General features: G+C 64.6%; 9 protein-coding genes. 6 read left to right on the forward strand and 3 right to left on the reverse strand.

The features are described 5' to 3' along the window. The 4 genes from LFL96_RS02460 to LFL96_RS02475 all read left to right on the forward strand — a co-directional run bounded on the left by LFL96_RS02460 (position 1) and on the right by LFL96_RS02475 (position 6672). Positions 1-1788, forward strand: coding sequence for an acyl-CoA dehydrogenase C-terminal domain-containing protein (locus LFL96_RS02460; RefSeq protein ID WP_280997643.1), 1788 nt, complete (start codon positions 1-3; stop codon positions 1786-1788). Between the two features lie 126 nt (positions 1789-1914). After that, the gene (locus LFL96_RS02465; RefSeq protein ID WP_280997645.1) at positions 1915-4350 is read left to right on the forward strand and encodes a 3-hydroxyacyl-CoA dehydrogenase/enoyl-CoA hydratase family protein; all 2436 of its coding nucleotides are present in this window, start codon (positions 1915-1917) and stop codon (positions 4348-4350) included. A gap of 190 nt (positions 4351-4540) precedes the next feature. Beyond that, positions 4541-5740, forward strand: a complete 1200-nt coding sequence (locus LFL96_RS02470; protein ID WP_280997647.1) for an acetyl-CoA C-acyltransferase — start codon at positions 4541-4543, stop codon at positions 5738-5740. Positions 5741-5901: 161 nt separating this feature from the next. Next, positions 5902-6672 (forward strand): enoyl-CoA hydratase, encoded by a 771-nt coding sequence (locus tag LFL96_RS02475; RefSeq protein ID WP_280997649.1) that lies wholly within the window; start codon positions 5902-5904, stop codon positions 6670-6672. A gap of 96 nt (positions 6673-6768) precedes the next feature. Here LFL96_RS02475 and LFL96_RS02480 read toward each other — a convergent pair whose 3' ends face one another. The 3 genes from LFL96_RS02480 to fdhD form a co-directional block, all read right to left on the reverse strand. Next, positions 6769-6924 carry a hypothetical protein gene (locus tag LFL96_RS02480; RefSeq protein ID WP_280997651.1) on the reverse strand — a complete coding sequence of 52 codons (156 nt, stop codon included), beginning with the start codon at positions 6922-6924 and terminating at the stop codon, positions 6769-6771. A gap of 54 nt (positions 6925-6978) precedes the next feature. Then, positions 6979-7275 (reverse strand): hypothetical protein, encoded by a 297-nt coding sequence (locus LFL96_RS02485; RefSeq protein ID WP_280997653.1) that lies wholly within the window; start codon positions 7273-7275, stop codon positions 6979-6981. A 222-nt stretch (positions 7276-7497) separates the two neighbouring features. Further along, positions 7498-8340, reverse strand: coding sequence for a formate dehydrogenase accessory sulfurtransferase FdhD (gene fdhD / locus LFL96_RS02490; RefSeq protein WP_280997656.1), 843 nt, complete (start codon positions 8338-8340; stop codon positions 7498-7500). A gap of 208 nt (positions 8341-8548) precedes the next feature. Between fdhD and LFL96_RS02495 the strand changes: the two genes are divergently transcribed. Then, complete coding sequence (locus LFL96_RS02495) at positions 8549-9025, forward strand: nitrate reductase associated protein (protein WP_280997658.1); 477 nt, start codon at positions 8549-8551, stop codon at positions 9023-9025. Positions 9026-9207: 182 nt separating this feature from the next. Then, complete coding sequence (locus LFL96_RS02500) at positions 9208-12318, forward strand: EAL domain-containing protein (protein ID WP_280997660.1); 3111 nt, start codon at positions 9208-9210, stop codon at positions 12316-12318.

Below are 12318 nucleotides of genomic sequence, written 5' to 3' on the forward strand. Positions count from 1 at the left end.
ATGGGACAGTACGCCGCGCCGCTGCGCGACATGCAATTCGTGTTGCACGAACTGCTTAACGTCGAAGCCGAAATCAAGCAGATGCCGAAGCACGCGGATCTCGACGCCGACACCATCAACGCGGTGCTCGAAGAGGCCGGCAAGTTCTGCTCCGAAGTGCTGTTCCCGCTCAATCACAGCGGCGACCAGGAAGGCTGCACGTACGTCGGCGACGGCGTCGTGACCACGCCGAAGGGCTTCAAGGAAGCCTACAGGCAATACGTCGAAGCCGGCTGGCCCGCACTGGGCTGCGATCCGGAATACGGCGGCCAGGGTCTGCCCGCGTTCGTCAACAACGCGCTGTACGAAATGCTGAACTCGGCGAATCAGGCGTGGACCATGTACCCGGGTCTGTCGCACGGCGCGTACGAATGTCTGCACGCGCACGGCACGCCGGCGTTGCAGCAGGCGTATCTGCCGAAGCTCGTCGCCGGCGTGTGGACCGGCACGATGTGTCTGACCGAACCGCATTGCGGCACCGACCTCGGCATTCTGCGCACCAAGGCCGAACCGAACAGCGACGGCTCGTACGCGATCAGCGGCACCAAGATTTTCATCTCCAGCGGCGAACACGATCTCGCGGAGAACATCGTTCACCTGGTGCTCGCGCGTCTGCCGGGCGCACCGAACGGCACCAAGGGCATTTCGCTGTTCATCGTGCCGAAGTTCATTCCGAACGAAGCCGGCGAGCCGGGCGCGCGCAACGGCGTGAAGTGCGGTTCCATCGAACACAAGATGGGCATTCACGGTAACGCGACCTGCGTGATCAATCTCGACAACGCGACCGGCTGGCTGGTCGGCGAGCCGAACAAGGGCTTGAACGCGATGTTCGTGATGATGAATGCCGCGCGTCTGGGCGTCGGTATGCAGAGCCTCGGTCTGACCGAAATCGGTTACCAGAACTCGCTGACGTACGCGAAAGAGCGACTGCAGATGCGTTCGCTGACCGGCCCGAAGGCGCCGGAAAAAGCGGCCGATCCGATCATCGTGCATCCGGACGTGCGCCGCATGCTGCTCACGCAGCGCGCCTACGCCGAAGCGGCCCGCGCATTCTCGTACTGGTCCGCGCTGCACATCGACAAGGAACTGTCGCACGGCGACGAATCGGTCCGTAAGGACGCCGCCGACCTCGTCGCGCTGCTCACGCCGATCCTGAAGGCATTCCTGTCGGACAACGCGTTCGAAAGCACCAACCACGCGATGCAGATCTACGGCGGCCACGGCTTCATCGCCGAGTGGGGCATGGAGCAATACGTGCGCGACGCGCGTATCAACATGATCTACGAAGGCACCAACGCGATTCAGGCGCTCGACCTGCTGGGCCGCAAGATCCTCGGCGACATGGGCGCGAAGATGAAGAAATTCGGCAAGCTGGTGTCGGACTTCGTCGAAGCCGAAGGCATCAAGCCGGAAATGCAGGAGTTCATCAACCCGCTCGCCGACATCGGTGAAAAGGTGCAGAAGCTGACGATGGAAATCGGCATGAAGGCGATGCAGAACCCGGACGAAGTCGGCGCCGCCGCCGTGCCGTATCTGCGGACCGTCGGTCACCTGGTGTTCTCGTACTTCTGGGCCCGCATGGCGCGTATCGCGCTGGACAAGGAAGCCTCGGGCGATCCGTTCTACAAGGCCAAGCTGGCCACCGCGCGCTTCTACTTCGCGAAGCTGCTGCCGGAAACCGCCATGACGATCCGTCAGGCGCGCGCCGGTTCGAAGTCGCTGATGGAAGTCGACGAAGCGCTGTTCTAAAGCCACATCACGGCAGGCGCCGCGCGTGACATCGCTCGCGGCGCCTGTATCAGCTACCCATTCAGCCACACATCGCGAAGTGTCTCCGCACCTTCGCGACATCGCATAACTCCCCGGAGGAACGACGTGAGCAATCTGATCATTCGCAAGGTAGCCGTGCTCGGCGCCGGCGTGATGGGCGCGCAGATCGCCGCGCACCTGATCAACGCCAAGGTGCCCGTGCTGCTGTTCGACCTGCCCGCAAAGGAAGGCCCGAAGAACGCGATCGCGCTGAAGGCGATCGAGAACCTGAAGAAGCTGTCGCCGGCGCCGTTCGGCGTGAAGGACGACGCGCAATACATCCAGCCCGCCAATTACGACGACGACATCGCGAAGCTCGCCGAGTGCGACCTCGTGATCGAAGCGATCGCCGAGCGGATGGACTGGAAGCACGACCTGTACAAGAAGGTCGCGCCGCATCTCGCACCGAACGCGATTTTCGCGACCAACACGTCGGGTCTGTCGATCACCGCGCTGTCGGAAGGTTTCCCGGATGAACTGAAGGCGCGCTTCTGCGGCGTGCACTTCTTCAACCCGCCGCGCTACATGCATCTGGTCGAGTTGATCCCGACCGCGACCACGCGTCCGGAGATTCTCGATCAACTCGAAACGTTCCTGACGAGCGTGGTCGGCAAGGGCGTCGTGCGCGCGAAGGACACGCCGAACTTCATCGCGAACCGCGTCGGTATTTTCTCGATCCTCGCGGTCGTGACCGAAGCCGCGAAATTCGGCCTGCGTTTCGACGAAGTGGACGACCTGACCGGCGCGCGCCTGGGCCGCGCGAAGTCGGCGACGTTCCGCACGGCGGACGTGGTCGGTCTGGACACGATGGCGCACGTCATCAAGACCATGCAGGACACGCTGAAGGACGACCCGTTCTTCCCGGTCTACGAAACGCCGGCCGTGCTTGCCGAACTGGTGAAGAAGGGCGCGCTCGGCCAGAAGACCGGCGGCGGCTTCTACAAGAAGGAAGGCAAGGCGATCAAGGTGCTCGACGCGAAGACCGGCGAGTACGTGGACGGCGGCGCGAAGGCGGACGAACTGGTGGGCCGGATTCTGAAGCGTCCGGCGGCGGAGCGTCTGAAGCTGCTGCGCGAATCCGAGCATCCGCAGGCGCAGTTCCTGTGGGCGATTTTCCGCGACGTGTATCACTACATCGGCGTGCATCTGGAGTCGATCGCCGATAACGCGCGCGACGTCGACCTCGCGATCCGCTGGGGCTTCGGCTGGAACGAAGGTCCGTTCGAAGGCTGGCAGACGGCCGGCTGGAAGCAGGTCGCCGAATGGGTTCAGGAAGATATCGCGGCGGGCAAGGCGCTGTCGAACGTGCCGCTGCCGTCGTGGGTGCTGGAAGGCCCGGTTGCTGAACAGAGCGGCGTGCATACCAACGAAGGTTCGTGGTCGCCGGCGTCGAAGACGTTCGTGCCGCGCTCGTCGCTCGGCGTGTATGACAAGCAGGTGTTCCGCGCGCCGCTGGTCGGCGAGACTTCGGCCGATCCGAAGACCTACGGCAAGACGCTGTTCGAAACGGATGCCGTGCGCGCATGGGTCGACGATCGCGCGGGCGAGAACGACGTGTTGATCGTGTCGTTCAAGAGCAAGATGAATACGATCGGACCGTCGGTGATCGATGGTTTGACGCAGGCGATCGAGCTGGCCGAGAAGGACTACAAGGGCCTCGTGGTATGGCAGCCGACGTCGCTGAAGCTCGGCACGCCGGGCGGCCCGTTCTCCGCCGGCGCCAACCTCGAAGAGGCGATGCCCGCGTTCATGATGGGCGGCGCGAAGGGGATCGAGCCGTTCGTGAAGAAGTTCCAGCAGGGCATGCTGCGCGTGAAGTACGCGAGCGTGCCGGTGATCGCGGCCGTGTCGGGCATCGCGCTCGGCGGGGGTTGCGAACTGGCGCTGCATAGCGCGAAGCGCGTGGCGCATGTCGAAAGCTATTTCGGTCTGGTCGAAGTCGGCGTGGGTCTGGTGCCGGCCGGCGGCGGTCTGAAGGAAGCGGCGCTGCGCGCGGCGGAAGCGGCGACGCAGGCCGGCGCGACCAGCGATCTGCTGAAGTTCGTGCAGAAGTCGTTCGAAAACGCGGCGATGGCGAAGGTGTCGAGCTCGGCGCTCGACGCCCGCGCGATGGGTTACCTGAAGCCGTCCGACACCATCGTCTTCAACGTGTTCGAACTGCTCGACGTCGCGAAGAAGGAAGCGCGCGCATTGTCCGCGGCGGGCTATCGTCCGCCGTTGCGCGCCGCGCAGGTGCCGGTGGCGGGGCGCTCGGCGATCTCGACCATCAAGGCGTCGCTGGTCAACATGCGCGACGGCCGCTTTATCAGCGAGCACGATTTCCTGATCGCGAGCCGCATCGCGGAAGCGGTGTGCGGCGGCGATGTCGAAGCGGGCAGCCTGGTCGACGAAGAGTGGCTGCTGCAACTCGAGCGTCGTGCGTTCGTCGAGCTGCTCGGCACGCAGAAGACGCAGGAACGGATCATGGGCATGCTGCAAACCGGCAAGCCGGTGCGCAACTAAAGCGACGGGCTTACGCATAAATATGCATGGGATCAGAGTAAGCGCTGAAGCGCTAACTCTGATCGACCGCGATAAGACTGCATGGGATCAGAGTAAGCGCTAAAGCGCTAACTCTGATCGACCGCGATAAGACTGCATGGGATCAGAGTAAGCGCTAAAGCGCTAACTCTGATCGACAAAGGAGCTTCAAATGGCAAAGCAATTGCAAGACGCATACATCGTCGCCGCGAGCCGCACGCCGATCGGCAAGGCGCCGCGCGGGATGTTCAAGAACACGCGCCCCGACGAACTGCTGGTGCACGCGATCAAGTCGGCCGTGGCGCAAGTGCCCGGCCTCGACACCAAACTGATCGAAGATGCGATCATCGGCTGCGCGATTCCGGAAGCGGAACAAGGCCTGAACGTCGCCCGCATGGGCGCGCTGCTGGCCGGCCTGCCGAACACCGTCGGCGGCGTCACGGTCAACCGCTTCTGCGCCTCCGGCCTGACCGCGCTCGCGATGGCGGCGGACCGCATCCGCGTCGGCGAATCGGAAGCGATGATCGCCGGCGGCTGCGAATCGATGAGCATGGTGCCGATGATGGGCAACAAGCCGTCGATGTCGCCGCACATCTTCGATCGTGGCGAAGACTTCGGCATCGCTTACGGCATGGGCCTGACGGCGGAGAAGGTGGCCGAGCGCTGGAAGATCAGCCGCGAAGCGCAGGACCAGTTCTCGGTCGAATCGCACCGCCGCGCGATCGCCGCGCAACAGGCCGGCGAGTTCAACGACGAAATCGCCGCCTACACGATCACCGAGCGCTTCCCCGATCTCGCCACCGGCGAAGTGAAGGTCAAGACGCGTGAAGTGTCGCTCGACGAAGGCCCGCGCGCGGAAACCTCGCTGGAAGGCCTCGCGAAGCTGCGTGCGGTGTTCGCGAACAAGGGTTCGGTGACCGCCGGCAACAGCTCGCAGACGTCGGACGGCGCGGGCGCGTTGATCGTCGTGTCGGAAAAGGTGCTGAAGGAGTTCAACCTGACGCCGCTCGCGCGTTTCGTCAGCTTCGCGGTGCGCGGCGTGCCGCCGGAAATCATGGGCATCGGTCCGAAGGAAGCGATTCCGGCCGCGCTGAAGGCCGCCGGCCTGAAGCTCGACGACATCGATTGGATCGAACTGAACGAAGCGTTCGCCGCGCAATCGCTGGCGGTGATTCAGGACCTCGGTCTGGACCCGGCGAAGATCAACCCGCTCGGCGGCGCGATCGCGCTCGGCCACCCGCTCGGCGCGACGGGCGCGATTCGTGCGTCGACGGTGGTGCATGGTCTGCGCCGCCGCAATTACAAGTACGGCATGGTGACGATGTGCGTCGGCACCGGCATGGGCGCGGCGGGCATCATCGAACGTCTGTGAGTGCGGCGCGTCCCGTGGCCCACCCCGTGTTAGGGCCGGCGACCCCGGTGTTCGCTCTGGTCCCCATGGGCACCCCTTAAGGACCGAGGAACGGTTCGCAGGCCAGGCGGCTTGCGGACCGTTTTTTACATTCTCAGCAGGATCACGAGGAGAAGCAGGAGATGACGACGGATATTCTGATCGAGCGCGCCGACGGCGTGCTGACGATTGCCTTCACCCGGCCCGAGCGCAAAAACGCGATCACGGCCGCGATGTATCAAACCATGGCCGATGCGCTGGTCGAGGCGCAGGGCGACGCGTCGGTGCGCGCGATCCTGATTCGCGGCAGCGCGGGCATTTTCAGCGCCGGCAACGATCTCGAAGACTTCATGAAGACGCCGCCGGTCGGCGAGGACGCGCCGGTGTTCCAGTTCCTGCGCGCGATCAGTTCGGCGGAAAAGCCGCTGGTGGCGTCGGTGGCGGGGCCGGCGGTGGGTATCGGCACGACGCTGCTGCTGCACTGCGATCTGGTCTACGCGGCCGATTCGGCCAGCTTCTCGCTACCGTTCACGCAACTCGGACTGTGCCCGGAAGCGGCGTCGAGCCTGCTGTTGCAGCGCATCGGCGGCTATCAGGCGGCGGCGGAAAAACTGCTGCTCGGCGAGGCGTTCGACGTCGTCGAAGCGCATCGCATGGGTTTCGTGAATCGCGTGCTGCCGGCCGCTGAGGTGGAGGCGTTCGCCGCCGCGCAAGCCGCCAAGCTAGCCGCGCTGCCGGCTTCGTCGTTGCGCGTGACGAAGAGCTTGATGAAGAAGGCGAGCCAGCAGGAATTGCAGACGCGGATGTCGGAAGAAGCGGTGCATTTCGCGAAGATGCTGCTGGCGCCGGAAGCGCGCGAGGCGTTCAAGGCGTTCTTCGAGAAGCGCAAGCCGGATTTCCGGGCGTTTTCGTAAGCGGGTTTATTTTTCGGCCGGAAAGCCGGAAAGCCGGAAAGCCCGAAACGAAGCGGCCGGTGGCGGAGCAACTCATGCTCCGCCACCGGCCGTTTTTTATTCAGCGATCGAAAAGCGCGCCGAGCGTTTCTGACGTGCGGCGGACGATTGGGCGGACGGACGCTCGACGCGCGCCGTGGCGCCGCGAATGAACAGGATCGCGCAGAGGGCAACCATGGCCCAGATGCTCAGAATGACGGTGAAAGCACTCATTTCGGTTTCCGGAATGGCAGTACGGCGTGTAGTTCTGTCGAGCGGGTCGGCTGTTCAGTGCGTCGTGGGTTGTTCGGTGCCGTCGGACAGAATCTGGTCGATCAGGCTGGTGGAAATGGCCAACTGCTTTTCGAGCGACGCCCGCGCCGCTTCCGCGGCCGCCTTATCGCCGCGCGCGACGGCTTGATGCGTCAGCGTGGCGAGTTGCAGGACTTTGCCGGACGCGCGATGCAGGCCGTCCATCATGTCGGGGTCGACGCCCGGCGGATGGGCAAGATCGAGCGTGTCGAGCGTGAACATGTCGGCGAGATCGATGCCGAACGGGCGGGTTTTATCGTGACGGGATGACATGGTCTGGCTCTGCTCTTGCGATTGGCACGATGTCAGTGTGCGCTCCCCGAAGCGCGATCGATTCGTCGAAAAGAGGCCAGTTTCGAAGCTAATCCGCCGGCGCGCGATCGTGCACGTCAATCGGTCAAATTTCCGTGCCGGATCAAGGCGATAGCGGCGAGGCGGGCGGCATGGCGACGCCGCTGCGGGCGACCGGCGGCAGGCGCCCGGCAGGTCAACCGGTCAATCCGTCCCCGCTTGCAGCGTGTCGTAGTCCACGTAACTCGTTTCACGGCAGAAGCTCACCAGCCGCACGCCCGCCTTGCGGGCAATCGCGATCGCCAGCGACGACGGCGCCGAAATCGTCGCGACCATCGGCACGTCGACGCGCGCGGCCTTGCGCACCAGCTCGTAGCTCGCGCGGCTCGACAGGAACACGAACCCATCGCGCGTATCGACGCGGTCCAGCACCAGTTGCCCGATCAGTTTGTCGAGCGCGTTGTGGCGGCCGACGTCCTCGAACGCGTAGCGGATCGCGCCGGTCGCGTCGCACCACGCGGCGGCGTGCAGGCCGCCGGTCAGCTTCGTGAGCGCCTGATGCTCGGGCAGCCCGCGGGCCGCGAGCGCAATGGCGTCCGGCGCGAGCCGCTGCAAGAAGCCGGTATCCGGCACGCGTGGCGGTTCCAGATCCAGCAGATCGATGCTTTCGATCCCGCACACGCCGCAACCGGTGCGTCCGGCGAGCGCGCGGCGTTTTTCCTTCAACGCGACGAAAGCCTGCTGCACCACCTGCAATTGCACTTCGGCATGCGGCAATTCGCCGTCGTCGTGCAACTCGACCTCGATGTCCTGAATGTCGCTGCCGCGTTCCACGATCCCTTCCGAAATCGCGAAGCCGACCGCGAATGCCTCCAGATCGCGCGGCGTGCACATCATCACCGCGTGCGAAATACCGTTGAAGACGAGCGCGACCGGCCATTCCTGGCCGACATGGTCGGTGACGGTCTCGACCGCCGCGCCGCGATGCCGGTGCACCCGGCGCTCCACCGCGCCAGGTTGGCCGGCGGCTGTGTCCAGTTCGTTCAAGCTTGTCTGCTCCTCAATGCTGCCGTGCGTATGGGCGGGGTATGGCGGGGTATCGGCGGGGGGCCGTGCAGCATCGCGCTGCGTTGCGCGATGTCATGCCGCGCCGCAGCGCGCCGTACGACCCGCCAGGGCCGTCGCCGCGCGAATAAGGTTCTAAAATACCTCAAGCCGGGCGTGCATGTTGCCCGCTATCCACGAGGACACTGTCATGGGACTCAGCGAAGCGCCGCTTCTGTTCAACTTCGAGGTCGAGTCTTCGGAGAATTTCACTTACATCCCGATGTCGGTCCGCTTCAATCTCGACCGTTTCGGGCTGCGTATCACGCTCGCGCAGTGGCAGTTGCTGCCGCTCGAGGACCGCAAGCTGCTGGCGCGTTTTCCGGTCGAGGACGACACCGAGATCGAGCCGAATTTCGACCACGCACTGTTCGAAATGCTGCGCACCCATGCGAACGTCGAGCCGGAATGGTTCACACCGGAAGACGTGCCGGCGTGGCGCCGCACCGATAGCGTGCCGGAAGGCGTGACCCGCCAGGCCGGTCTCGCGGGGCTGAGCGCGCCGAGCGTGGCGCGTTGGGCGGAACTCGATCCGTTCCAGCGCTACGTGCTCGCCAAGCTGTCGCGCAAGCCGGAGCCGAATCACGACTTCGTGCCGGCCATGAAGGAATTTGGCGGCGGCGCTTAATTACTGCTCGCCTGTCGCCCGCCCACCGCCGCCCGCGATTTTTTTCGCTTCCACCCTCAACCTGCTCCGAACGCTGCCGTTATCCAAGGGTTAGCGCGTAAAAAAACTCGTATCGATGCGGCCTCACGCAGCGAAAGCGAGCGCGCGTTCCCGCCCTCGGAACGATCTGACGTTCGGAACCCATGATTCCTTTTCTATCGAAGCGGCTGCTGATCAATCTGGCGGTCGTCGCGGCCGCGGTCGGCGCAAACGCGTTCGTCGCCTACACGCAGATTTGCGGGCAGCGCGACGCCGACGCGCGCATGCTGCGTTCGACCAGCGTGCGCGCGAACCTCGACGCCTATCAGACGGCGCTCGACGGCAGCCTCGCCACGCTTGGCCGCTTCGAAGCGACGGGGGAAGCCGCACCGGTCGGCGCGGCCTTCGCGATGCGCGCGACCCTCGCGGGGCTGGAGCGCGACCTGCGCAACGAGCTGGCCAGCGAACCCGCGCTGCTCGACGCCCTCGCGAAACTGAGCACCGACAGCCACGCGCTGCAACGCGACATCGACGATGCGCTGTTGAAGAGCGCCAATGCCGAGCCGGGCGCGTCGCGCGCGTGGGCGGCGTCGACGTACACGCATCTCGGCCTCGGACTCGACCGCGTCGAAACGGCGCTGGCCGAATTGCGCGGCGCCGAGAGCCGCGAGTTGCAGGCTTCGCTGTCGACCTCGACGAGCGAAACGCAGCGCGCGATGTTCCTGCTGATCGTCACGATGCTGGCGGGCAGCGCGCTCCTGATCTTCACCTTCGGCGCGCGCGAAAGCAGCGCCCGCGAAAAGCTGCGCACCGTGCGCGCGCTCGGCCGTAACGACGAGCGTTTTCGCGGCCTGTTCGACGATCATCCGGTGCCGATGTACATCTTCGATCGCGAAACGCTGCGCTTTCTCGCCGTCAACGCGGCGGCGATCAAACAATACGGTTACTCCGAGATCGAATTTCTCGGCATGACGATTCGCGCGATCCGGCCGAACGCGGAAATCGCGCGGCTCGAATCGCACCTGCAGCGCAGCGATACCGTGCCGCGCGGCCGGACGATGGCGGGCATCTGGCATCACCGTCGCAAGGACGGGTCGACGATCAGCGCCGACATTTCGTATCACGCGCTCAATTTCATGGGCCGCGCCGCGTTCTTCGTGCTGGCCGACGACGTCACCGAGCAGATCAACGCCGAGGCCGAAGCGCAGCGTTCGAACCAGATGCTCGAAGCGGTGATCGACAACATTCCGCAGCGGATTTTCTGGAAGGATCTGGAGTCGCGCTATCTCGGCTGCAACATGGCGTTCGCGCGCGACGCGGGGCTGGCTTACCCGGAACAGGTGGTCGGTAAAAGCGACGCGGACATGCCCTGGCGCGCGTTTTCCGAACTGCTCGGCGAGCACGACAAGGAAGTGGTCAGCACCGGCATGCCGAAGATGAGTTTCGAGGTCGATCTGGTGATCGACGGCGTGCATCGCACCACGGTCACGAGCAAGCTGCCGTTCACCGACGGCGAAGGCCGCGTGATCGGCGTACTCGGCTCGTACACGGACATCACCGAACGCAAGCGCGCGGATCTCGCGTTGCGCCTGCAAAGCCGCGCGCTCGACGCGAGCGTCAACGCGATTCTGATTACCGCGCCGTCGCCGAGCGGCAATCTGATCGAATACGTGAACCCGGCGTTCATGCGGATCACGGGCTACGATCCCGCCGAAGTGATCGGCCACGATTGCCGCGTGCTGCAACGCGACGATCGCGATCAGGAAGGCGTTGCGCTGATCCGCCAGGCGCTCGCCGCGAATCGCGAGGGGAGCGCGGTGGTACGCAACTATCGCAAGGACGGCGCGCTGTTCTGGAATCAGCTGTTCATCGCGCCGGTGCCGAACCAGGACGGCGTGATTACCCATCACATCGGCGTGATCAACGATGTCACCGATCTGATGCGGTATCAGGAACAGCTCGAATACCAGGCGAACTACGACAGCCTGACGCGCCTGCCGAACCGCAATCTGCTGCGCGACCGTCTGCAGCATGCGTTGATCGTCGCGCATCGGCATCACAAGGGTGTGGCGGTCGTGTTCATCGATCTGGACGGCTTCAAGAACGTCAACGACAGTCTCGGCCATAGCGTCGGCGACCGGCTGTTGAGCGTGGTCGCCGAGCGGCTCGCGCGTTGCACGCGTACCAGCGACACGGTCGCGCGTCACGGCGGCGACGAGTTCGTGATCGTGATGACCGATACCGTCGACGAGCAATCGCTGATCGCGTGGATGGAGCGCGTGCGCGCGTCGATTTCCGAGCCGGTGTGGCTCGACGGCACCGAGTTGTACGTGGGCTGCAGCATGGGCGCGAGTCTGTTCCCGCAGGACGGCGAAGACGCGGAAACGCTGATGAAGAAGGCCGACCTCGCGATGTATCGGGCGAAGGACATGGGTCGCAATACGTTCCAGTTCTATCAGCCGGAGATGAACGCAAGCGCGGGCGCGCGGCTGAATCTGGAGCGGCGTCTACGGCGCGCGCTGCGCGATAACGAGTTCCTGCTGCACTACCAGCCGCAGGTCGATATCGAAAGCGGGCAGATCGTCGGGACCGAGGCGCTGGTGCGCTGGCGCGATCCGGAAGTCGGACTGGTGCCGCCGTCGTCGTTCATTCCGGTCGCGGAAGAGAGCGGCCTGATCGGGCCGCTGTCCGAGTGGGTGCTGCGCGAAGCGTGCCGGCAGAACAAGGCCTGGCAGGACGAGGGATTGCCCCCCGCGCGCGTGTCGGTGAATCTGTCGGCGCGCGTGTTCCAGCAGCGCGATATCGCCAAGCTGGTGATGCAGGTGCTGGCCGAGACGGGGTTGGAGCCGCAGTACCTCGAACTCGAACTGACCGAGAGCACGATCATGCGCAACGCCGAAGAGGCGGTGTCGATGCTCAACGAACTGCACGCGCTCGGCATCGGCCTCGCGATCGACGACTTCGGCACCGGCTATTCGAGCCTCAGCTATCTGAAGCGCTTCCCGGTGGACCGGTTGAAGATCGACCGCTCGTTCGTATCGGACATCGGCGTGTCCGGTGACGACGAAACGATCACCTCGGCGATCATCGCGCTCGCGCATTCACTGAAGTTGCAGGTGATCGCGGAGGGCGTGGAGACGTCCGCGCAGCTCGATTTCCTGAAAGAGCGCGCGTGCGACGAAATGCAGGGTTTCTACTTCGCGAAGCCGTTGTCGACGGAAGCGATCTCCGAACTGCTGCAAGGCGGGATGAAGCGCGAAGCTGCGACGGTTTGA

The sequence above is a fragment of the Paraburkholderia sp. D15 genome (assembly GCF_029910215.1).
In the GTDB taxonomy this organism is placed as follows: domain Bacteria; phylum Pseudomonadota; class Gammaproteobacteria; order Burkholderiales; family Burkholderiaceae; genus Paraburkholderia.